The 20,803-nt window shown below is 68.4% G+C and carries 22 protein-coding genes; 13 read left to right on the top strand and 9 right to left on the bottom strand.

Translation table 11 applies throughout. From position 1 onward, the window contains the following. Positions 1-74 precede the first annotated feature (74 nt). Together ACLARN_RS16695 and ACLARN_RS16690 are read left to right on the top strand one after the other, a co-directional pair. Positions 75-929, top strand: coding sequence for an SDR family oxidoreductase (locus ACLARN_RS16695; protein WP_409492315.1), 855 nt, complete (start codon positions 75-77; stop codon positions 927-929). A 2-nt stretch (positions 930-931) separates the two neighbouring features. Further along, a complete protein-coding gene (locus ACLARN_RS16690; RefSeq protein ID WP_409492314.1) occupies positions 932-2,002 on the top strand; it encodes an FUSC family protein in 1,071 nt (356 codons plus the stop codon). A 213-nt stretch (positions 2,003-2,215) separates the two neighbouring features. Here the strand turns inward: ACLARN_RS16690 and ACLARN_RS16685 are convergent, their stop codons facing one another. Beyond that, positions 2,216-2,815 (bottom strand): flavodoxin family protein, encoded by a 600-nt coding sequence (locus ACLARN_RS16685; protein ID WP_409492313.1) that lies wholly within the window; start codon positions 2,813-2,815, stop codon positions 2,216-2,218. Between the two features lie 71 nt (positions 2,816-2,886). Between ACLARN_RS16685 and ACLARN_RS16680 the strand changes: the two genes are divergently transcribed. Further along, positions 2,887-3,747: a polysaccharide pyruvyl transferase family protein gene (locus tag ACLARN_RS16680; protein WP_409492312.1), complete on the top strand. Its 861-nt coding sequence runs from the start codon at positions 2,887-2,889 to the stop codon at positions 3,745-3,747. Between the two features lie 586 nt (positions 3,748-4,333). Continuing rightward, on the top strand, positions 4,334-4,552 hold the full coding sequence (locus tag ACLARN_RS16675; protein WP_409492311.1) for a CDGSH iron-sulfur domain-containing protein: 219 nt from the start codon (positions 4,334-4,336) through the stop codon (positions 4,550-4,552). Here ACLARN_RS16675 and ACLARN_RS16670 read toward each other — a convergent pair. Both ACLARN_RS16670 and ACLARN_RS16665 read right to left on the bottom strand, forming a co-directional pair. Continuing rightward, positions 4,520-5,521: an iron-containing redox enzyme family protein gene (locus ACLARN_RS16670; protein WP_409492310.1), complete on the bottom strand. Its 1,002-nt coding sequence runs from the start codon at positions 5,519-5,521 to the stop codon at positions 4,520-4,522. The two genes, ACLARN_RS16675 and ACLARN_RS16670, sit on opposite strands and share 33 nt — an antisense overlap. A 56-nt stretch (positions 5,522-5,577) precedes the next feature. Further along, positions 5,578-7,092 (bottom strand): FAD-dependent oxidoreductase, encoded by a 1,515-nt coding sequence (locus tag ACLARN_RS16665; protein ID WP_409492309.1) that lies wholly within the window; start codon positions 7,090-7,092, stop codon positions 5,578-5,580. 83 nt (positions 7,093-7,175) lie between these two features. On the opposite strand from ACLARN_RS16665, the gene ACLARN_RS16660 reads away from it, so the two are divergent. Beyond that, complete coding sequence (locus ACLARN_RS16660) at positions 7,176-8,474, top strand: acetyl-CoA carboxylase biotin carboxylase subunit family protein (protein WP_409492308.1); 1,299 nt, start codon at positions 7,176-7,178, stop codon at positions 8,472-8,474. Between the two features lie 3 nt (positions 8,475-8,477). Continuing rightward, positions 8,478-10,502 carry a CocE/NonD family hydrolase gene (locus ACLARN_RS16655; protein WP_409492307.1) on the top strand — a complete coding sequence of 675 codons (2,025 nt, stop codon included), beginning with the start codon at positions 8,478-8,480 and terminating at the stop codon, positions 10,500-10,502. 135 nt (positions 10,503-10,637) lie between these two features. On the opposite strand, the gene ACLARN_RS16650 is transcribed toward ACLARN_RS16655, so the two are convergent. Then, entirely contained in the window at positions 10,638-11,708 is a 1,071-nt protein-coding gene (locus ACLARN_RS16650; RefSeq protein WP_409492306.1) for a glutamate--cysteine ligase, read from the bottom strand. A gap of 70 nt (positions 11,709-11,778) precedes the next feature. Here ACLARN_RS16650 and ACLARN_RS16645 point away from each other — a divergent pair, with 70 nt between their 5' ends. Beyond that, complete coding sequence (locus tag ACLARN_RS16645) at positions 11,779-12,027, top strand: hypothetical protein (RefSeq protein WP_409492305.1); 249 nt, start codon at positions 11,779-11,781, stop codon at positions 12,025-12,027. A gap of 4 nt (positions 12,028-12,031) precedes the next feature. On the opposite strand, the gene ACLARN_RS16640 is transcribed toward ACLARN_RS16645, so the two are convergent. After that, on the bottom strand, positions 12,032-12,958 hold the full coding sequence (locus ACLARN_RS16640; RefSeq protein ID WP_409492304.1) for a universal stress protein: 927 nt from the start codon (positions 12,956-12,958) through the stop codon (positions 12,032-12,034). 187 nt (positions 12,959-13,145) lie between these two features. On the opposite strand from ACLARN_RS16640, the gene ACLARN_RS16635 reads away from it, so the two are divergent. Then, a complete protein-coding gene (locus ACLARN_RS16635) occupies positions 13,146-13,991 on the top strand; it encodes an SGNH/GDSL hydrolase family protein (protein WP_409492303.1) in 846 nt (281 codons plus the stop codon). 6 nt (positions 13,992-13,997) lie between these two features. On the opposite strand, the gene ACLARN_RS16630 is transcribed toward ACLARN_RS16635, so the two are convergent. After that, positions 13,998-15,242, bottom strand: coding sequence for a PucR family transcriptional regulator (locus ACLARN_RS16630; protein ID WP_409492302.1), 1,245 nt, complete (start codon positions 15,240-15,242; stop codon positions 13,998-14,000). Between the two features lie 27 nt (positions 15,243-15,269). Next, positions 15,270-15,617: an STAS domain-containing protein gene (locus tag ACLARN_RS16625; protein WP_409492301.1), complete on the bottom strand. Its 348-nt coding sequence runs from the start codon at positions 15,615-15,617 to the stop codon at positions 15,270-15,272. Between the two features lie 265 nt (positions 15,618-15,882). On the opposite strand from ACLARN_RS16625, the gene ACLARN_RS16620 reads away from it, so the two are divergent. Continuing rightward, positions 15,883-16,557 (top strand): DNA alkylation repair protein, encoded by a 675-nt coding sequence (locus ACLARN_RS16620; protein ID WP_409492407.1) that lies wholly within the window; start codon positions 15,883-15,885, stop codon positions 16,555-16,557. An 18-nt stretch (positions 16,558-16,575) separates the two neighbouring features. On the opposite strand, the gene ACLARN_RS16615 is transcribed toward ACLARN_RS16620, so the two are convergent. Both ACLARN_RS16615 and ACLARN_RS16610 read right to left on the bottom strand, forming a co-directional pair. Next, the gene (locus tag ACLARN_RS16615; protein WP_409492300.1) at positions 16,576-17,358 is read right to left on the bottom strand and encodes an AAA family ATPase; all 783 of its coding nucleotides are present in this window, start codon (positions 17,356-17,358) and stop codon (positions 16,576-16,578) included. 25 nt (positions 17,359-17,383) lie between these two features. Next, the gene (locus ACLARN_RS16610; RefSeq protein WP_409492299.1) at positions 17,384-17,767 is read right to left on the bottom strand and encodes a nuclear transport factor 2 family protein; all 384 of its coding nucleotides are present in this window, start codon (positions 17,765-17,767) and stop codon (positions 17,384-17,386) included. A 110-nt stretch (positions 17,768-17,877) separates the two neighbouring features. On the opposite strand from ACLARN_RS16610, the gene ACLARN_RS16605 reads away from it, so the two are divergent. The 4 genes from ACLARN_RS16605 (at position 17,878) to ACLARN_RS16590 (ending at position 20,765) form a co-directional block, all read left to right on the top strand. Beyond that, a complete protein-coding gene (locus ACLARN_RS16605; protein ID WP_409492298.1) occupies positions 17,878-18,459 on the top strand; it encodes a PadR family transcriptional regulator in 582 nt (193 codons plus the stop codon). 7 nt (positions 18,460-18,466) lie between these two features. Beyond that, a complete protein-coding gene (locus tag ACLARN_RS16600; RefSeq protein WP_409492406.1) occupies positions 18,467-18,883 on the top strand; it encodes a VOC family protein in 417 nt (138 codons plus the stop codon). A gap of 306 nt (positions 18,884-19,189) precedes the next feature. After that, positions 19,190-19,732: a cysteine hydrolase family protein gene (locus ACLARN_RS16595; RefSeq protein ID WP_409492297.1), complete on the top strand. Its 543-nt coding sequence runs from the start codon at positions 19,190-19,192 to the stop codon at positions 19,730-19,732. Positions 19,733-19,799: 67 nt separating this feature from the next. Then, positions 19,800-20,765: an aldo/keto reductase gene (locus ACLARN_RS16590; protein ID WP_409492296.1), complete on the top strand. Its 966-nt coding sequence runs from the start codon at positions 19,800-19,802 to the stop codon at positions 20,763-20,765. Positions 20,766-20,803 lie beyond the last annotated feature (38 nt).

The raw sequence follows: 20,803 nt of genomic DNA, 5'->3' as shown, positions 1-20,803 counted from the left end.
TCCTGTAGCCATGTTCAGGAGCGAGTTCCTCCGGGTACTCAGGGCGCGGAACGCACCCGACCGGAGGAGCCCTCATGCCAGACAAGTTACGGCCGCCGCAGCAGCAGGACCCGCCGGGCGTGACGTCGAAAATGGACCCGCATCCTCGTGACTCCATGGAGGACTACGAAGGCCGTGACCTGCTGGCAGGCAAACGCGCCCTGATCACCGGGGGCGACTCCGGGATCGGCCGCGCGGTCGCCATCGCCTTCGCGAAGGAGGGCGCCGACGTCGCGATCGCCTACCTCAACGAGCACGAGGACGCGAAGTACACCGAAGAGCGTGTCCGGGCGGAGGGCCGCGAGTGCCTCCTCCTACCGGGTGATCTGGCCGAGGCCGCCCAGTGTCGCGAGATCGTGGACCGCACCGTGAGTGCACTCGGCGGCCTGGACATCCTCGTCAACAACGTCGCCACGCAATGGCCGGTCGACTCGCCGGAGGACCTCACCGACGAGCAGTGGACCCACACCTTCGACGTGAACATCCACAGCTACTTCCGGGTGACCGACGCCGCGCTGCCGCATCTGAAGAAGGGCGCGGTGATCATCAACACCGGCTCGGTGAACGGCTTGCGTGGCAACAAGTCCCTGATCGACTACTCCGCCACCAAGGGTGCCGTGCACGCCTGGACCTACGCGATGGCGCAGGCCTTGGCCGACCGGGGCGTCCGGATCAACTGCGTCGCGCCGGGTCCGGTGTGGACACCGTTGATCCCGTCGACGTTCCCGCCCGAGAAGGTCGAGAAGTTCGGCCTCCAGGTCCCGTTCGAGCGGGCGGCCCACCCCGACGACCTCGCGCCTTCGTACGTCTTCCTGGCATCCAACAGGCTCTCGTCGTACTACAGCGGCGAGGTCATCGCGGCCCTCGGCGGCGAGACGACGCCCGGGTAGTGATGAACGTACGAAACCGTTTGACGTCGCCGTTCGCGTGGCTCGGCAGGGTGGTACGGGTCCCGGGGGAGGAACGGCGAAGCCTCGTCCAGACCACCAAGGCGGCAGCGGCGGCGGTGATCGCGTGGATCGTCGCGACCTCGGTCCTCGAGCTGCCGCAGCCCTTTCTCGCGCCGTACGCGGCCGTGTTCCTGGTGCAGGCCACCGTCTACCGGTCGGTGCGCGGCTGGGCGCAACAGGTCGGCGCGGTCACCGGGGGAGTGCTGCTCGCGGCGGGTGCGGTCCAGCTGATCCCGTCGGTGACGGTGGCGCTCGGGCTGGTCGTCTTCGCCGGGCTGCTGATCGGCTCGTGGCGAGGGTTCGGCGATTCGGGGGTCTGGGTGGGGATCACCGGCATGCTGCTGATCTCCTACGGCAACGCGACCGAGCCCGTCCTGCTCGCCGACCGGCTGCTGGAGACCGCGCTGGGCGCGGCGATCGGCGTGGTGCTGAACGCGGTCGTCCTCCCGCCACTGCACGGGGAGCGCCTGGAGACGGTGACGTCCCGGCTCGCCTCGGCGATCGGGGACGTTCTCGAGGAGACCGCCGCGCTGGTCCGTGGCGGTGAGCCACCCGAGGCGGCGGACCTTCTGCACGAACGCCTGCGCGACGTCCGCAGTCTGGTCGCGGAGGCGGAGGAGGCGATCGGCTGGACCCGGGAGGGCCGCTACCTGAATCATCGCCGCCGGCGTGAGACACGGGAAGAGCCGCTGGCGAAGCTCGTCTCGCTGTGGCCGCCGCTCGCCCAGCTGATCGACGCGGTCAGCGAAGCCGCCCAGAGTGAGCAGCCGTTCCGGCATCCCGGCGAGTACGCGCGCGGGGTGGTCGGCGACCTGCTCGAAGCGCTCGCGGAAGTGGCGCGGTCGGGTGATCCGGACAAGCTCGATCACTCGCGCGGGCTGGTCGAAGAGATCGACCACCTGCTCGTCACCCCCACGGACGAGGTCACGACGTCGATCGGGCTCGGGGCGATGGCGTTGCCCGCCCGTCGTCTCGTTCAGCGGCTCGATCACCCGGATTCGTCGGTGACGTGATGCGGGGCGCCGACCGATTTCGATTTGCCGGTTTTCGGCGACGTCGACGGCGAAAATCGGCGGAGGGCAGGTAGTCGAGGCTCAGCAGGAACAGCAGCCCGAAGCCCAGGGAGAGCGCGTCGTCACCGCTCCGGCATGTCCACGCTCGCACCCTTCCGGGGCCCACGATCACGGAGGTGGTTTACCTGGACGGGCGCGGGATTACCCCGTCGATCATGACGCGGGATATTGCTTTTCCTTCAGCAGTTTCGCGAGGTGGACGGCATTGCGGGCCACGGTCGAGTTGGTCGATTCGACCGCGTCCGGAGTTTCGTCGAGGTCGTTGTAGTCGCCGCCCTTCATCGCCTCACCGTTCCAATAGGTCCCGCCCTGGGCCGGCACGGTGAAACCGGTGTCGTTGAGTGCCTGGAACAGGTCCGCGGTGATCTTGTGCGCGCCGTCCTCGTTGCCGACCACGGCGGTGACGGCGACCTTGCCGAACATGCCGGGCCTGCCCTCGTCGTCCGTTTCGGGAAGCTCCGCGTCGAGCCGTTCCAGCACCCGCTGCGCCACGCTGGACATGTGGCCGACCCAGGTCGGTGTCGAGAGCAGCAGGATGTCCGCGGCCGCGATCTTGCGCCGGATTTCCGGCCAGGCGTCGCCGTCGCCCATGTCGGCTTCGACCCCGGGTTTGACGTCGTGGTCGACGACACGCACCAGTTCACCGGTGACACCGCGTTCCGCCATTTTGTCGAGCACTTGCTGGGCGATGAGAGCGCTGCTCGATGCCGCGGGCGAGGGTTTGAGAGAACACACGAGAGCGAGAGCCTTCATGGCGACGGGCTACCCGGACCGGCATTCGGGGAAACCCGTGTGAATCGGGCGAAGCCGGGTACGCGTTGGATATGCGTGTTTTGGTGATCGGGTGGGCGAGCTTCCGCCATGGCGGGGCGACTCCGGTGGACGTGCTCGGGATGCGGCGGGTCGACGCCGCGCTGTCGCTGGCGGAGGTGCCGCATGATCTGGCGTGGGGTCCCTCCCTTCGAGCGGAGGGGTTGAACTACGAGGAGGTGGATCCGGCGAGGTACAGCCACGTCGTGTTCGTCTCGGGCGCCGCGCGGGGCGGACAGGTGCGCGAGGTGCACCGGCGCTTCGCGCACTGTCACCGGATCGCCGTCGGGGTTTCGGTGACCGATCCCGGCGACGACGCGGTCACCGGGTTCGATCAGGTGCTGGTCCGTGACCACCAGGGGATCGCCACCCCGGACCTCTCGATCGACACCCCGACGGACGAGGTGCTGGTGGCGGGCCTGATCCTCGAGCCGGAACCCACCGCCGCCCGGTCCCGCGTGACGAGGTGGCTCACCGGGATCGACTGCGGGCGGGTGCCACTCGACCCGGGCCTGGTGTCTTCGGACTGGACGCGTTGTGCGACACCCGACCAGTTCACGTCGATCCTGTCGCATCTGGACGTGGTGGTCACGACCCGGCTGGACGGGCTGGTGCTGGGGCTGCGGGCGGGTGTTCCCGTCTTGGCGGTGGATCCCGTCGACGGCGGCGGCGCCCTGACGGCCCAGGCCGACGCGCTCGGCTGGCCTGCGCTCGTCCCGGCCGAGGAGGCGGCACGAGCCGAGAACCTCGATTCGTGGTGGCGCTGGTGTTCTTCGGTGCAGGGGCGGGCGGTCGCCGCGCTTCGGGCGCTGCCGTCGGGTAACGGCTTGATGCGGGACATGGTGAAGGTCTTCGAGGCCGGTCCCGTCCGCTAGTGTCCTGAGAGATTCCGTGAAGATTGCGTGAAGTGCAACCCCGCGAAGGAATCCTTCCCTTGACCGTCATAAAGGACACTGGTTGGGGCCGAATTATCCGATTGATCATCGATTGCCCGTATTACCGGATCTGCGAGGCCCCTCAAGGACTCGACATGCTCAGGTGGCCGTGGCCGTCTCGGTCGCCCCTTCAGTGCGAACCAAGGTTGTGAAGGCCTCCTTGCCTACCCTCAAGGTAGGCAAGGAGGCCTTCACAACCTTGGCGATACGGACATACGGCATCCAATCGGACGATTCGACTCGAAAAGCGTCCTCTGTGGACAGTCATAGTGCTTCACGTGATTTTCACGGAATCAACCGTCTAGTGTCCTGAGAAGGTCTCGTGTTCGGGCGCGGTGCGGGATCGCTTCCCTCACTGTGTGGATTTTGGTGCGTTAGATGACCCGAAATCCACACACCCCTCACCAGACGCCGCCGTTGCCTTACTCCTCACCAGCCCGCGTGCTTGGAGACGTAAGTCGCGTGTCGCGCTGGTTTGGCGGCGCGTGACCGGGGTAGCCGGAAGTATCGGCGAACCGGAGGGCCCATGACCGCGAACATCAAGAGGACCCGGGTGCGGATCGAACCCGGCGGCCCGGTCCTGGTGGAGGGCCCGGTCGAGATCGTCATGCCGGACGGCGAGACGGTGACCTCCGACAGGTTCCTCGTCGCGCTCTGCGCCTGCCGCCGCAGCAAGACCTACCCCTTCTGCGACACCAGCCACCGCCGCCGGTCACGGCAGGCGGTTCAGCGGCCGGACGAGTGAGGACTCCCCGGCCGTCCAGGACCGCATGAGGTGCCCGGCCAGCCGGTCCTCCAGCAGCGTGGTGGCCTGAATGCCCAACGCGATGTCCGCCGTCAGCTCGGGTTCCCGCGCCAGCAGGTCGCCGACGACGTCGTGCCGGAGCACCTGCTCGTGCACCGCGTCGGCCTCGATGTGCTCGGTGTAGAAGTACCGGCATTCCGCCGCCCCGCCGAGCCGCTCCAGTGCTTGGTCCATGCGGCGGGCAGCGGGCGCGGTGGTGATCTCGGCGACGGCGAAATGCCCGACGAGCGCGCCGCGCAGCAGGCCGAACAGCGACATCATGTTCACCGTCGCGAGCGTGCAGGCCGGGACGTGGTCGAGGTAGGCGAGGTAGCCATCGGACAGGCCCGCCGCGGTCAGGAGTTCCGCGAACAGCCGGGAATGCGCCTGCTCGGCCCGGCCGCCCCCGAACTCGTCGAATTCGACGGCGACCAGCGCCGCCTTGGCCCGGCCCCGCAGCCGGGGGATCACCCACGCGTGCGGGTCACCTTCCTTGAGGTGGTAGATCGACCGGTGCGCGAAGTACTCCTCGACGTGCCACCACTCGCCTTTGTCGCGGAGGAAATGCGAGACGCCGTCCCCGCCGACGGGCTCGACCAGCAGGTCGTCGAGCAGGCCCTCGACGTCGTCCCCGCCGGGTACGGCCTCGCGGATACCGTCGAGGAACACCCGCTCCAGGCTCGCGCGGAAGCCGAGCAGGGCAGGATCCCACTCCCAGCCGGGGTCGACGCCGTCGAAGCCCTGGTAGTGGAGTTCGTAGCAGACGTGCAGCGCGAGCTGGAGATCGTCGCCGAAGGGGTCCGCGTGGGCCGCCGCTTCGAGGTCGAATCCGTCGCCGCCTCCGCCTGTCAGGGCGTCCACTGTGGCGGCGGAGAGCGGGCCACGGACCTGGGGCAGCGAGGCGGCCACCGTATGGTCGATCGTCGTCATGCGGACGGAGTACCCGATCTACGCGACCGGAACCGTTTCGACGCCGGTGCCGCTCATCACTGCTCCCGCTTCTTCGGCAGCGGGCGCACGGCCGGTCCTTGGAGTACCGACCCGTCCAGGCCGAACCGGGAACCGTGGCAAGGGCAGTCCCAGGTCTTCTCCGCGTTGTTGAACGCGACCAGGCAGCCGAGGTGGGTGCAGTGGGCGCTGACGGCGTGCAGTTCGCCGTCCGGGGCGCGGTAGGCGGCGACGAGTTCGCCGCCGTCGCGGGTCACCTTGGCCTCGCCGAGCGCGAGTTCCGCCAAGGACGCGGGCTTGCGCAACGCGCTGAGATGGTCACCCACCAGGAACTTCGCGACCGTCGCGTTGTTCTCGACGGTGCTGATCGCGGAACGGAGGTCGAACCGGTTCGGGTCATATAGGCTCGCCGCGGCGTTGTCCCGGCCGGTCAGGAGATCCGCCAGCAGGAGTCCGGCGGCGGTGCCGCCCGTCATCCCCCACTGCCCGAAGCCGGTGGCGACCCAGAGGTGGCGGCTCGCCGGGTGATAACGGCCGACGTACGGTACCGAGTCCAAAGTGGACACGTCGTGGGCGGACCAGCGGTGGGTCACCCTTGGCATCCCGGTATGTTCACTCGCCCAGGTGGCCAGCCGTTCGTAACGGCTCTCGACGTCGACCGAGTCACCGACGCGGTAGTGCTCGCCGCCCGCGATCGCGTACGTGACGCCGTCGTTGAGGTAGCCGCGGACGGAATGGTGCGTGTCCGCATCGAGGAACATCCCGTCCGGCAACCGGTCGCCCTCGACCGGACCGGCGACCACGAGGTCCCGCACCGGATCGAGCCGGGCGAAGAACAGGCCGCGGTCCAGCATCGGGTAATGGGTCGCCACCACGACCTCTCCGGCACGCACGTCGCCGGAACTGGTGCGCACCGTGGTCCCGCCGAGTTCGTCGACACCCTCCGCGCGGACGCCCTCCACGATCGTGCCGCCCGCGCGTTCGATCTCGTCGGCCAGGCCGAGAAGCCACCGGCGGGGGTGGAAATGAGCCTGTGCGGCGAATTTGACCGCGCCGACCGCCGCCACATCGAGGTCGACGCCGGTGACGAAGGTGGCGGGAAGACCGGCTTCGGCGGCCGCTTCCGCCTCTCGTTCAAGGCTTTCCACCGTTTCAGGCCTGGTCGTGTACACGAAGCTGTCGGCACGGGTGAACCCGCATTCGATGCCGAGTTCGGCGGTGGCGGCCGCGATCCAGTCCAGGGCCGCGGCTTGGGTGTAGGCGTACATCGCGGCCGCATCGGCGCCTTTGGCCTTCGCGAGCGAGGCGTACTTCATCCCGTGCTGCGTGCTGATCTTCGCCGTGGTGTGCCCGGAAACCCCCGCCGCGAGACGGCCGGCTTCCAGGACCAGTACCGACCGCCCGGCCTTCGCCAGCCGGTAGGCCGTGGTGAGTCCCGCGATCCCACCGCCGAGGACGGCGACATCGATCTCCCTCGGCAGCGGCGTGCCGGTGCGATCGGGAGCGGGGGCGGTGTCGAGCCACAGGGAACGCGTGCCGGGCAACTCGGTCATGACCGCCGGGTTCCCGCGAGACAACATGGGCAAACCAGTGTCATCCGGGTTTTCTGTCTCACTCGAAAGGGTAGGTCTCGCCCATGACCACATCCTCCAGGTCCCCAGAGGAAAAGAACATCTTCGTGATCGGCCTCGACGAGAGCAACGACGAGGTACTGCGCCGAATCCCCGGTGCTGACCGATATCGCTTCCATCCGTTGCTGTCGCCTGAGGAACTTCAAGAGGGCGAGATCCCGATCGTCGCGCTGATGGAGAAGGCACAGTCGCATTTGGACGCTTTCGATGGGCCGATCGACGCAATCGTCAGTTATTGGGACTTCCCGTCTTCGACGATGGTGGCGATGTTGTGCGAGAAGTACGGTCTCCCCGGTGTTTCGCTCGAGGCGGTGCTGAAATGCGAGCACAAGTACTGGAGCAGACTCGAACAGGCGAAGGTGATCGACGAGCTGCCGTCGTTCGGCATCGTCGACCTGGAGCAGGACGATCCCCGGCCACCCGACGGCGTCGACTACCCCATGTGGCTCAAGCCGGTGAAGTCGTTTTCGTCGGAACTGGCCTTCCATGTGGCCGATGAGAGCGAGTTCGAGAAGGCCGTCGCCGAGATCAGGGCGGGCGTCGAACGAGTCGGCCTTCCCTTCGACCACATCCTCGGAAAAGTCGCGCTTCCCGCCGAGGTGGCCGACGCCGGAGGGGCCGCGTGCCTCGCGGAAGGCGAACTAACCGGTGTGCAGGCCGCGACCGAGGGTTACGTCCACAACGGACAGGTGACGGTGTACGGCGTTCTCGATTCGATCAACTATCCCGACTCCACCTGCTTTCTGAGACATCAGTACCCGTCGCAGCTGCCCGAGGACGCGGTCGACCGGATGAAGGAGATCTCCGTCCGGGTGATGGAGCGGATCGGCTTCGACAACGCCACCTTCAGCATCGAGTTCTTCTGCCATCCCGAATCCGGTCAGGCCTGCCTGCTGGAGATCAACCCGCGGCATTCGCAGTCCCACGCCGAACTGTTCGAGTACGTCGACGGGGTGGCGAACCATCACATCATGGTCCAGCTGGGACTCGGCCGGGATCCCGCGGGCCGGCGCCACCAGGGTGACTATCGGGTCGCGGGCAAGTGGTACCACCGGCGGTTCCGTGACGGCCTGGTCACCCGCGTGCCCACCCGTGGCGAGATCGCGGACCTGGAGGCGGAGATCCCCGGCGTCAAGATCGAAGTGGTACCGGAGAAGGGGATCCGGCTCTCGGAGCTACCCGCACAGGACAGCTACAGCTACGAACTCGCGCACATCTTCGTCGCCGCGCAGACCCAGCGGGAGATGGAACACAAATACCGCCGGTGCACCGATGCGCTGCGGTTCGACTTCGAGGAGGGATAGCCCATGCGGACGGTGGCTTCGCTGCCGTACGAGATCACGGAGTCCGACCACGTCTGGATCCCGGTCTCCGACGGCGTCCGGCTGTCGGCCAGGATCTGGCGGCCGGTCGCTTCGGACGACACGCCGGTCCCGGCGATCCTGGAGTACATCCCGTACCGGCACCGTGACCTCACCTCGGTGCGGGACTCCGTGCACCACCCTTACCTCGCGGGGCACGGCTACGCCTGTGTCCGCGTGGACATCCGCGGCTCGGGGGAGTCGGAGGGCGTGCTGGCGGACGAGTACCTGGAACGAGAGCAGCAGGACGCGGAAGAGGTGCTCGAGTGGATCGCGGCGCAGCCGTGGTGCACCGGCCGCACGGGCATGATGGGGCTCTCCTGGGGCGGGTTCGCCGCCTTGCAGGTGGCCGCGCGCAAACCGCCGAGCCTGACCGCGATCGCGATCTCGTCGTTCACCGACGACCGGTACGCCGACGACATGCACTACATGGGCGGCTGCCTGCTTTCGGACAACGTCGCCGAGGCGTCCACGATGTTCGCCTACGCCACGTTGCCGCCCGACCCGGCGCTGGCGGGCGAGCAGTGGCGCGACCGATGGTTCGAACGGCTGGAGAACTGCGGTCTCTGGATCGGCGAATGGCTGGGGCACCAACGCCGCGACGACTACTGGCGGCACGCGTCGGTCTGCGAGAACTACAGCGACGTCCAGGTGCCCGTGCTCGCCTCCAGCGGATGGGCGGACGGCTACTCGAACGCCGTCTCCCGGCTCCTGGCCCATCTCGACGTGCCGCGCCGCGGGCTGATCGGGCCGTGGTCGCACAGGTATCCGCATCTGGGGCAGCCCGGCCCGGCCATCGGGTACCTGCAAGAGCTGGTCCGCTGGTGGGACCACTGGCTGAAGGACGCCGAGAACGGTGTCATGGACGGGCCGATGCTGCGGACGTGGATGCAGGACAGCGTGCCGCCGTCGACGTCGTACGAGGACCGGCCCGGCCGCTGGGTCGGCGAGCCGTCCTGGCCGTCGCCGCACGTCCACCCTTCGGTGCACCGGCTCGCGAGGCACCGGATCGCCAGGCCGGACGAGGAGGTCAGGGAAGAACGGCTGTCGGTGGAGTCGCCGCTTTCGGTCGGCCAGTTCGCGGGCAAGTGGGCTTCCTACAGCGCACCGCCCGACCTGCCGTACGACCAGCGGGAGGAGGACGGCGGATCGCTCGTCTTCGACACCGACGAACTCACCGAGCCGTGCGAGATCCTCGGTTCGCCGGTGGTGGATCTGGAGGTTTCGGCGGACAAGCCGGTGGCGCAGGTCGCCGTCCGGTTGTCCGACGTCGCCCCAGACGGCAGGGCCACGCGGGTGACCTACGGGCTGCTGAACCTGACCCACCGGGACGGGCACGACGATCCGGAGCCGCTGGAACCGGGTAAGCCGTACCGGGTGCGCGTCGAACTCAACGCCGTCGCGCAGGCCTTCCCCGCCGGGCACCGGATCCGCTTGTCGATCTCGTCGTCGTACTGGCCGCTGGCGTGGCCACCGCCGGAACCGGCGATGGTGACCGTCCACACCGGACAGAGCACGGTCACCCTGCCGGTGCGCCCGATGGCGGAGGCGGACGAGGTGCCCGCCCGGCCGTTCGACGAGCCCGAAGGCACGGAACCCTTGTCCGCCACCCAGATCGAACCCGGCGAGCAGCGCTGGACGGTGTCTCGCGACCTGATCGACTACCGGTCCGCGCTCGAGATCGTGAAGAACGCGGGCAAGGTCCGGTTCGAGGACATCGCGCTCGACGTCACCAGGAACGTGTTCGAGCGCTATTCGTGGGTGGCGGACGACTTCTGTTCCCCGGTGGCGGAAACGGCGTGGTCGATGACGTTCGCCCGGGACGGCTGGGAAGCCAGGAGCGAGACCCGCACCCGGGTGTCGTGCACGCCGACGGAGTTCGTCATCGACGCCCAGCTCGACGGCTACGAAGGCGAGCGAAGGGTCTTTTCCCGGAACTGGCACAGGACGGTTCCGCGCGATCAGGTTTAGCGCCGTGTGAGCGGGTAACCAGAGGTCAGCGACCGGTGCAGCGCGGCTGTGCGTCCACCGGTCGCGAGGTGGACCGGCGTGGGCAGCCTCGGCGGAGCAAGGACGCCGGCACGCCGGTCACCGAGACCACTCAGCTCAGCGGACGAGCATCTCCACCACGTCCTCGGGACATTTCCGCTCCGAGAACTTGGCCCGTTGCCGATCCGCCCCGTTCCCGCTCTCGAACAGCCGGGCACAGCCGTCGCGGACGAAGTCCAGATCGCCGGTCGTCTCCAGGGCGGCCGCGGCGAAAGCCACGACATCGCCGACCACCTCGCGCGCGGGCGTGAGATCGCCGGTACGCGGATGCGGGCACCGGCCGGAAAGTCCTTCCCGGGAAGCACGCCAGAGATGGGCGCGCAGCACCTCGTTGGACAAGGGGGCGGCGGGTCCGTCGTCGAGGATCGTGGTGACGAGCCCCCGGATCAGGATGCCGAGCAGCACCGCCTCCTCCGGCGTCGCCGCCACATCGGAAAACCGGAACTCGACCGTCGGCTGGCCTTCGGAAAGCCTTACGTCCCAATAGACCATTTGGCGGTCGAGGATCGCCCCCGCGCGCAGCCAGGCGTCCACGATGCTCTCGTAGTGGTCGAGCGACGTGAACTCCGGCGGCGGCCCTGCCGACGGCCATCTGGTCCACTGCTGATACCGCCAGCTGCTGTAGCCGGTGTCGGCGCCGTCGGAGATCGCGGAGTTCGCGGTGAGCGTCAGCAAAGCGGGCAGCCAGCGCCGGACCCGCGCGATCAGCCGGACTCCCGTCTCCCGGTCCGGGATCGCGATGTGGATATGGCAGCCGCAGGTGATCGTGGTGCGCGCGGTGGCACCGAAGTGTTCGGCGATCCGCTGGTAGCGGGGATGCGGGGTGAAGTGCGGGAAACCGGTTTCGACCAACAGCGGGCTGCCACAGGGGAGGAGATGGCAGCCGCGTTGAGCCGCCGCTTCGGAGAGTTCGGTCCGCAGGGCCTTCAACTGCCCCAACGCTTCGTCGCTCGTCCGGCAGATCGCGGTCGCGGATTCCACCTGCGTCCGGGTGAGTTCGTGCTGCAGTTCGCCTTGGCCCTCTTCGGCGGAATCGACGACCGTGTTGCCGCTCTGGGAGAGATGGCCTTCGCGGTCTACGACGAAGAATTCCTCTTCGATACCGAAAGTGAGGTCGTCATCGTTCACGAGGCCGGGTTACCCCGGGGCGGAATCGGCAAACCTGTTTTCCCGATACCGGTTCCGGGTATTACCGGGCATGGACCCCGTCTCGGCGGAACCGCCGTATCTGCTGGCCGCGCAGGCCGCCTCCGTCGTGCGCCGCCTGAACCGCCAGGTGCGGGAGGGCGAACCCGACTCGACGGCCGATCTCGATCGGACACTCGGAGCACTGCGCCGTCTGGCCGACGACCTCGCCCGCGCGCGGGCGGCCGGATTGCTGATGGCACAAGAACTCCGGGCTTCGCAGCGCCTACTCGGCGGGATGGCCGCTCCGCTGGACGGCTGAGCCGCTACGACCTGACCACCGCGACCGGGCAATGCGCGTGGTGGAGCGCGTCGTCACTGACCGAGCCCAGAAGCAGGCGTCGAAGGCCGCCGTGGTCACTCCGGCCGAGGACCAGCAATGCCGCTTCGCTGGACTGCACGGTCAGCGCCTGCGAAGTCGGTCCGACGCCGTGCACGATCTCGACAGGCACCTCCGGATAGCGCTCCCGCCAAGGCTGCAGCTGTCGATCGACGAGCTCGTCGACGACGTCCTGGGGGAGCGGCGGCGCCGGATCCAGCACCGGGCCGCCGAGCAGCGGTTCACTCGCCGGCCCCCAGACGGGAATTCGCGCGGCGTGGACCGCGTGCACGGTCAGGCCGTGCCTCGCCGCGAAATCGAACGCGAACCCGGCCGCTTGGGTGCTCTGCTCCGTGCCGTCGGTCCCGAGGATCACCGGCCCGTCCTGAGGGGGTTCTTCCCCGCGGACGACGACCACCGGGCGGCCCGCGTGCTGGGTGACCTCCGCTTCGGTCGAGCCGGTCACGGCACGGGTGAACACTCCGGTATGGGATTCGCCCAGCACGATCATCACCGCGTCCGTCTCGTCGGCGACCGACTTCAGGACCTCGTCCGGGGTACCGCCTTGCACGACGGTCCGGACGTCGAGCTCCGGGTCGGTGCGTCGCAACGCTTCGGCCATGGAGTCCAGTTGCCGTCGCGCCGGTTCCACGGCGTCCGCGTCGTCGGCGGCCTCCGGGACCATTCCGGCGAGTGGTGCGGCGACAGGGTCGGCACCGGGCGGTGGCAAGCGATCCCTGGTGCAATACGCGAGCACCAGGCCGCGCCCTCGGGTCTTCGCCTCGGCCGCCGCCCAGCGGACGGCGCGGCGAGCCTCCGGGGAGCCGTCGAATCCGGTCACCACGGGACCGCTTCCGGTCTGTTCAGGGGACACCGATCATCACCTCCGACATGCTGGTGATACCCGTTTCCCATGATCTTCAAGCCTCCCTCTTGTGGTGACATGTCACAACCGCGCCTGGAGTAAGTCTGGGAAATTCCCCACGCCCGTCCCGTCGATCCGACCGCAAGATGTGAAGACGCATTACCGGGCGGTAACAACAACGACGTTGGAGGCTGGGATGGCGCTGGGCAAGCGGGTCAAGGCAGGGCTGGTGGCGCTGGCCGCCGGAGTGGCGGTGACGGCGGCGGCGATACCGGCGCAGGCGGGTCAGCTGGAGTACGTCGCGCTCGGCGATTCCGCCGCCGCGGGGCCGCTGATCCCGAATCAGGATCCCAACCTGCTGTGCCTGCGGTCGGATCGCGACTACCCGGCGATCGCCGCGGCGGCGCTCGGCGCGAAACTGACCGACGTTTCGTGTTCGGGCGCGGTGACGGCCGATCTCACGAACCGGCGGTTCGGCATCCTCGCGCCGCAACTCGACGTACTCAAGCCGTCGACGGGTCTGGTGTCGATCACCATGGGCGCCAACGACTCCGGCCTGTTCCAGCAGGCGATCAGTTGTATCAACCTGCTGCCGGAACCGGCGGGCTTCTCGTGCGCGGACCGGCTCACCGCGGGCGGCAAGGATCCCCTCGGCGACTCGATCCGGGCGTGGGCTCCGAAATTCGGCGCCGCGCTCGACGAGATCCGAGCCAGGTCACCGCACGCGAAGATCCTCGTGACCGGATACGGCACCTACATCCGGCACAACGGCTGCTATCCCGTGCAGCCGGTCTGGGCGCGGGACGCGAACTACCTGCAGAGCGTGATGAACCTGATCAGCTCCACCGCCCGGAAGCAGGCCGAGGCCCGCGGCGCGACGTTCGTCGACTTCGCTCCGCTCACCGTCGGGCACGACATCTGCGCCGCCCCGCGTGATCGCTACCTCGAAGGCCTGATTCCCGCGCACGCCGCGGCCCCATTGCATCCGAACGCGTCGGGGATGGCGGTGTTCGGTGCCGCGATCGCGAAGGCGGCGCGCTGACCCCGATCATCCCCGGCCGGTCGCCGAGCGTGCCGCGAGCGCCGCGCTCAGCAGGGCGATGTGTTCGAGCCGGGTGGGGTCCAGCCCGGTGAGGTCGGCGATCCGGCGCAGCCGGTAGTCGACGGTGTTGGGATGGACGTGCAGGGCGGCGGCGGTCTGCCGCCGCCCGCCACGGCGCAGGAAGGTCTCCAGTGTCTGGAGGAGTTCTTCGTTGCCGTCCAACGGTTCCAGCCGGGTGGCCAGCCGGTCGAGGGCAGGCCCGGGGCGGGACAGCTGGTACTCGAGCAAGACGTCGTCGAGCCGGTACAACCCCGGCGGCCGCCTGGATCCGGTGGCGACCGCGAGCACGTCCTGCGCCAGCTTCGCCGCGGCGGGAACACCGGCCGGTCCGGCCGCCGCGACCCCGGCGATGACCTCCGCGCCCGCCGTGCGGGCGACGTCGGCGAGGACCCGCTCCAGCCGTGCCCAGTCGCGTGTGGACAGTTCGCCCGCCGGGGTTTCGTGCGGCAGCAAGGCGACGCCGCCCTCGGGCGTGAGCGAGGTCAGGACCGTGCCGCGGATCTGGCGCTCCAGTTCGACCCGCAGCCGCCGGAGTTTCCGGCGTCCGGCGACCAGCGGGTCGACGCCGCTGGCCTCCTCGTCCGGATGCGCCCCGACCGTCGCGGCGAGGACGATGTAGCACGGCGGCAGCCGCAGGCCGGCCTGTCCCGCGGCCACGTCGGCGGGTTCGCCGTCGAGCAGGGCGGACAGCACCGCGTGCCGCGCCGACCGCTCGTCGTCGAACATCGTCCGGCGCTCGTCGAGGTACCCGGCGCCGACGGCGGGAGTGACGACTTCGAGGTAACGCAGGGTGAGCGCGTTGACGGCCAGGACGTCCGCCACCTCTTCCGGGCGCGCGTCCGGTGCCAGCGACGCCCAGACCACCTGGATGCCGATGTGATACGCGGTGAGCACGATGTCGATCGGGATGCCCTCTTCCGCGCGGCGGGCGGCCGACTCGCGGAGGAAGTCGAGTTCCTCCTGGGCGGGTGTCGCCCCGGTACGCAGGGTGTCGATGAACGAACGCAGGTTCTGCTCGATCACGTGCGTGATGTCGCCGCTGAGTTCTTCGGCGGGCAGGTGGCCGTACTCGGGGATCCGGGACACGATCTCGGCGAGGACCGCCTTCGCGAGCGACGGCAGGACTTCGGTCAGCCGTTCCACCAGCGGGCGGCCGCCGATGCGGAACCCTGGATCCTTGTCACCCGTCACAACCACCCATCATGACAGCCGACCGGGTCAGCGGCTGAGCGCGTCCCGTGCCGAGTCGAGCGTCGGATGCACGTTGAAGACGGCGTCGAGGCCGAGGAGTGACATCGGGCGTAGCAGCGCCCGTTCCTGGGTGACCAGGATGAACGGGACACTCGCTTCTTCGGCCTTCGCCCTGATCTGGACGAGGGCCGTGAAGCCCGAGGAGTCGCAGAAGGTGACCGCGGAAAGGTCCGCGATCAACGCCACGGGGGTGAACCGGAGCTCGTCCTCCAGCGTCCGCCGCAGGCCGTCGGAGACGGCGAGATCGATCTCGCCGGAAACAGTGACCACCGTGTCGGTGCCGGAAGCGGTGACCGAGACGTCGAGAGGGGACACGAATCTCCGGGGGGAACGGGGCGGATCGGAGGCGGGGGCGCGATAGTCGGTCAAAAGGTGACTCCTTGCCGGTACGGGGGAGGACCGGCTGGTGCCCTGTTTGGGCATGCCGGACCAGGAAGAAGGGACCCGGCGGCTGGTGTCTGAACCGCGACGGGACAACCGTAGCAGTCCCGCGGCCCGACCTGCCGGATGAGCGAGGTCCGGCCCGCTTGTCGTGACCGACCTTAGGGTGGACCCCACGGGCGGGGGACGGGAGGACGACGTGGCCGGGACGACGGTGGCCGAGGTGCTGGCCGAGCTGGCGGCCCTCGATGATCCGAGGGCACGCGAGGTGAACGAGAAGCACGGTGACGATCACGGCGTGAATCTCGGCAAGCTCCGCGCGATCGCGAAGCGGCTGAAGACGCGGCAGGAGCTCGCGCTCGAGCTCTGGGAGACGGACGACACCGCGGCGAAGCTGCTCGCGCTCTTGATCTGCCGTCCGAAGGCCTTCGAACGGGACGACCTGGACCGCATGGTGCGCGAGGCGCGCACCCCGAAGGTCCACGACTGGCTCGTCAACTACGTGGTGAAGAAGAGCCCGCACGCCGAGGATCTACGCGTGGCCTGGTCGGCCGATCCGGATCCGGTGGTCGCGAGTGCCGGCTGGGCGTTGACCACCGAACGTGTGGCGAAGAAACCCGAGGGCCTCGACCTCACCCGGCTGCTCGACGTCGTAGAGAAAGAGATGAGGGACGCCCCGGATCGCCTGCAATGGGCGATGAACCACTGCCTGGCGCAGATCGGGATCGAACACGACGAGCACCGCGCCCGGGCGATCGACATCGGCGAGCGCCTGGAGGTGCTCAAGGACTACCCGACCCCGCCGAACTGCACGTCGCCGTTCGCGCCCGTCTGGATCGCCGAAATGGTGCGACGGCAGGAAGCCGGCCGGTGAGCAGGCGCCACCCGCCGGTCACTCGTCGGTGAGCAGGTGGCGCAGGTAGTGGTCCGGCTGGGCGAGAAATCCCCGGGTCAGGACGACCGGCTCGGCCTCGTCGTACCCCACCTGCTCGATCTCGCCGTCGCCGTCGATCTGCAAGATCCGCGCGTCCGGCACGGCGAGCAGGATCGGGGAGTGCGTCGCCACCACGAACTGGCAGCCCTGCTCACGCAACTCGGCGATCCTCGCCACCAGCGCCATGCACCCGCGCGGGGACAGCGCCGCTTCCGGCTCGTCCAGCAAATACAGCCCGCCCGGTCCGAAGCGGTGTGTGACGAGGTCCAGAAAGGACTGCCCGTGGGAACGTTCGTGGGGTGAGATCCCGCCGTAGGCAGGCAGTAGCGGCGGCGACCCGGGGTCCTGATCGAGGCGCTCGATCTCCGACGCGACGTTGTAATAGGACTCGGCGCGCAGGAAGAAACCAGTACGCGGCTTGCGGACACCCCAGCGCAGCACCAGCTGATCACCCAGGCTGGACTCGGTGGCGCGCGTGGCGAAGCGGAACGACTGCGACCCGCCTTCCGGGTTGAAACCCGCCGCCACCGCGATCGCCTCGACCAGCGTCGATTTCCCGGTGCCGTTGTCGCCGACCAGAAACGTCAAGCCAAGGTCGAGGGCAAGTCCGGCGGAGCGGGCCAGCCGTCGCACCACGGGCAGGGTGAACGGGTAGCGGCCGGTGTCCGAGCCCGTCGCCAGCCGGATCGATCGCACGAATCCGCCACCGGACGGCGCTGAGCGGGACACACGGGTGGTCATGGTGATCCACGGTATCCAGCCGATGTCAGCCGAGCGCGTCGGCCTTGATGGCCTCGAACTGGGCACCCATACGCGCCGCGAGCGCCTCCGCCGCGCGCAACGGCCGGACCATCACCTTGAAGTCGACGATCTTGCCGTCGGCGTCGAAGGTCAGGAGGTCGCATCCGTTGATCTGGAGCCCGTCGACCGTCGCTTCGAACTCGTACACGTGGTGCACGCCGTCCTGGATCTCGCGGACGTAGCGGAAGTCCTCGAACACACGCAGGACCCCGCGCAGGATCGCCGCGGTGATCGCCTTGCCCTGATAGGGCTTGAACGCCACCGGGCTGGTGAAGACCACGTCGTCGGCGAGCATCGCCTCGATCGCGGCTGCGTCCTTCGCTTCGACGGCCTGACGGAACGTGGGCATGGCGATCTCCCGTAGTCAACTAGTTGAGTAGCTGCCGCGAGCGTAGGTGATGGTCGCGGCAGTGTCTAATCAACTTTGCGACTAATCCACAGAGTGACTACGATCGCGTCATGGCGCTGCGGAACGCGATCCTCGCGATGCTTCTGGAGGGCGAGTCCTCGGGCTACGACCTAGCGAAGAGCTTTAACGCGTCGGTCGCCAACTTCTGGACAGCGACGCCTCAGCAGCTCTACCGGGAGCTGGACAAGATGGAGTCGCAGGGCCTGGTCACGGCACGGGTCGTCGAACAGCTGCGCCGTCCGAACAAGCGGCTCTTCTCCCTGACCGACGCCGGTGCGGCCGAGCTTGCCGACTTCACCACGCGAGCCCCGAAACCGACCGCGATCCGCGACGAACTACTGGTTCAGCTCCAGGCGATCGACGCAGGTGACGACGAAGCGATCCGGCGCGCTGTCGCCGACAGGATGGCCACCGCCGAAACGAAACTCAAACGATTCGAACGCCTCCGGGACCGCCTCCTCGGCGAGTCGGCCGAGGCGGAGTTCCTCGCCGTCGCGCCCCGCGTCGGCCCCTACCTGACACTTGTCAGAGGGATCGCGTTCGAAACGGAGAACATCCGCTGGTGCGAACAAGTTCTCAGCGTTCTCGATCAGCGTACGGCCGCGGACTTCAGAGGAGATCGGCTTGGTTGAGCGGAAGATGGGTCCGACGTTTCGTCAGGTGGTGCTGGACTGCACCGATGCCCGCGCCCTGGCGGAGTTCTACCGGCGTCTGCTGGTGTGGGACTACCGCCCGGGTGACGAACTGCTTCGGCCCGGCGTCGAAACCGGGCATGACAAAGACTGGCTGGTACTGAGAAACCCGGACGGCGGGGTACAGCTGGCCTTCCAGCAGGTCGATCGGCTACCCGAAGCGAGCTGGCCGGATCCCACCCCGATACCTCAGCAATTGCACCTGGACCTGACCGTGGACACGGTCGAGGATCTCGACGCGCAGCACGAACGCGTCCTCGAGTTCGGCGGGCGGCTCCTGCTCGACCGCAGCGACCACCCGGACGAACCGCTGCGCGTCTACGCGGATCCGGCGGGGCATCCGTTCTGCGTCTTCGTCGCTTGACCTCCTTCAGGCTCGCCGAAGGTGGCGTAACACTCGCGGTCACAGTCCCCAATGTCGCATTGGAGACGCTCACAGTCTCCAATGCGACATTGGGGACATCAAATGCGACGAAAGACCCCTCAGCTTGAACCGGTTGCCCGTCGCGTCGACGCTGTAGCCGGACGCCCGGTCAGCGTCCGCATAGGTCCGGCGAGCGAGGGAGGGGGAACCACGATGCCGACGGCCACCAGCGCGGCGAGCAGCACACTCTTGATCCTCACTCGCGGAGGCTAGCCAGCTACGCCGCCGATTGGATAGCTTCCCGTCATGACCACCGCGTTGATCATCGGTGACCTCCAGCGAGGCATCACGGGCGACTATCCGTTCGCCAGAAGGGTTCTGCAGCCGATCGAGGAGCTGCTGCCGCGTGCCCGCGCGGCCGGTGCGCTCGTCGTGTTCGTACACTTCGCGCTCCGGGGCAACGGGGCGGACCTGCCGCCGGGGAACCCGATGTTCAAGATGTTCCACGAGGCAGGGGACACCTTCCACGAGGGCTCGGCCGGAACCGAGATCGCTCTGCCGGTCGCCGACGAGGATGTCGTCGTGCTGAAACGCCGTGCCAGCGCGTTCGCCGGCACGGATCTCGACCTGGTGCTCCGAGCCCAGGGCGTCGACACCATCGCGATCGCCGGAGTCGCGACCAGCGCGATGGTGGCCGCGACCGCCTACGACGCGGCGGACCGCGGCTACCGGGTGACCGTGCTGCGCGACGGTTGCGCGGACGGTGATCAGTCGATCCACGACTTCTTCGTCGACGCCGTCTTCCCCAGCCGGGGATTCGAGGTCGTCTCCTGCGCCGACTGGCGCTGAATATCTCCTCGACCGGTGGGCTGCGGATATGACACCGTCGGCCGCGAGCTGATCAGGGGGAGCTGGGATGAAGACGAACCGACTCGGGCGCACCACCGTCGAAGTGACACGGCTGGGGTTCGGCGGCGGGCCGCTCGGCGGACTGTTCGCACCGCTGGACGACGAGACCGCGGCGGGGGCACTGGCCGCGGCCTGGGACGGCGGGATCCGGTACTACGACACGTCTCCGCACTACGGCATCGGGCATTCCGAGCGCCGGATCGGCGAATTCCTGCGACAGCGGCCGCGTGATTCGTACGTCCTGTCGACGAAAGTCGGCAGGCTGCTGGTGCCGCAGGACGCGGACGGGAAGCTGGATCCGGCCGGTTTCCATGTCCCCGCGACGCATTACCGGGTCCGTGACTTCACACGGGACGGGATTCGGCGCAGTGTCGAGGATTCGCTGGAGCGGCTCGGCCTGGACCGGATCGACGTGCTGTACCTGCACGACGCCGAGGAGTTCTTCGACGACGCGTTGCGCGATGGCTACCCGGCCCTGGCGGAACTGCGGTCGGAAGGCGTCGTCGGCGCGATCGGCGCGGGCATGTACGACACGGCCATGCTGACCACTTTGGTGCGGGAAGCGGATGTCGACGTGGTCATGCAGTCCGGCCGCTACACGCTGCTCGATCACAGCGCACTCGACACATTCCTGCCCGCGTGTACGGAACGCGGCGTCTCGGTGATCGCGGCGTCGATCTTCAACTCCGGGTTGCTCGCGGTGCCACGGCCGCGCGAGGGAGCGTACTTCGACTACGAGGCCGTGACGCCGGAAGTTCTGGAGCGCGCCAACAAGATCGCCGACGTATGCGAGTCGCACGGCGTGACACTTCCGCAGGTGGCGATGGCCTTCCCGTTGCAGCACCCGGCTGTCGCCGGTATCGCGGTGGGGATGCGGTCCGCCGAGGAGACACGGCGCAACGTGGAATCCTTCGCGGTCGAGGTACCCGCGCAGGTCTGGACCGATCTGCGTGCCGCGGGCCTGATCCGTTAGGCGGTTTCGAGCAGACGGCGGACTTCCGCCCGGGCGTG

It is taken from the genome of Amycolatopsis sp. cmx-11-12 (genome assembly GCF_046269425.1).
Taxonomy (GTDB): Bacteria; Actinomycetota; Actinomycetes; order Mycobacteriales; family Pseudonocardiaceae; genus Amycolatopsis.
This window is presented reverse-complemented; position numbering and strand designations above follow the sequence as displayed.

Excerpts from the sequence above, each read along its gene's own strand:
- ACLARN_RS16680 (WP_409492312.1), top strand. The coding sequence starts at position 2,887 with ATGCGTGTTTTGGTGATCGGGTGGGCGAGCTTCCGCCATGGCGGGGCG.
- ACLARN_RS16660 (WP_409492308.1), top strand. The coding sequence starts at position 7,176 with ATGACCACATCCTCCAGGTCCCCAGAGGAAAAGAACATCTTCGTGATC.
- ACLARN_RS16610 (WP_409492299.1), bottom strand. The coding sequence starts at position 17,767 with ATGCCCACGTTCCGTCAGGCCGTCGAAGCGAAGGACGCAGCCGCGATC.
- ACLARN_RS16690 (WP_409492314.1), top strand. The coding sequence starts at position 932 with ATGAACGTACGAAACCGTTTGACGTCGCCGTTCGCGTGGCTCGGCAGG.
- ACLARN_RS16600 (WP_409492406.1), top strand. The coding sequence starts at position 18,467 with ATGGGTCCGACGTTTCGTCAGGTGGTGCTGGACTGCACCGATGCCCGC.
- ACLARN_RS16605 (WP_409492298.1), top strand. The coding sequence starts at position 17,878 with ATGGCGCTGCGGAACGCGATCCTCGCGATGCTTCTGGAGGGCGAGTCC.
- ACLARN_RS16595 (WP_409492297.1), top strand. The coding sequence starts at position 19,190 with ATGACCACCGCGTTGATCATCGGTGACCTCCAGCGAGGCATCACGGGC.
- ACLARN_RS16635 (WP_409492303.1), top strand. The coding sequence starts at position 13,146 with ATGGCGCTGGGCAAGCGGGTCAAGGCAGGGCTGGTGGCGCTGGCCGCC.
- ACLARN_RS16675 (WP_409492311.1), top strand. The coding sequence starts at position 4,334 with ATGACCGCGAACATCAAGAGGACCCGGGTGCGGATCGAACCCGGCGGC.
- ACLARN_RS16685 (WP_409492313.1), bottom strand. The coding sequence starts at position 2,815 with ATGAAGGCTCTCGCTCTCGTGTGTTCTCTCAAACCCTCGCCCGCGGCA.
- ACLARN_RS16665 (WP_409492309.1), bottom strand. The coding sequence starts at position 7,092 with ATGACCGAGTTGCCCGGCACGCGTTCCCTGTGGCTCGACACCGCCCCC.
- ACLARN_RS16655 (WP_409492307.1), top strand. The coding sequence starts at position 8,478 with ATGCGGACGGTGGCTTCGCTGCCGTACGAGATCACGGAGTCCGACCAC.
- ACLARN_RS16645 (WP_409492305.1), top strand. The coding sequence starts at position 11,779 with ATGGACCCCGTCTCGGCGGAACCGCCGTATCTGCTGGCCGCGCAGGCC.
- ACLARN_RS16615 (WP_409492300.1), bottom strand. The coding sequence starts at position 17,358 with ATGACCACCCGTGTGTCCCGCTCAGCGCCGTCCGGTGGCGGATTCGTG.
- ACLARN_RS16695 (WP_409492315.1), top strand. The coding sequence starts at position 75 with ATGCCAGACAAGTTACGGCCGCCGCAGCAGCAGGACCCGCCGGGCGTG.
- ACLARN_RS16590 (WP_409492296.1), top strand. The coding sequence starts at position 19,800 with ATGAAGACGAACCGACTCGGGCGCACCACCGTCGAAGTGACACGGCTG.
- ACLARN_RS16670 (WP_409492310.1), bottom strand. The coding sequence starts at position 5,521 with ATGACGACGATCGACCATACGGTGGCCGCCTCGCTGCCCCAGGTCCGT.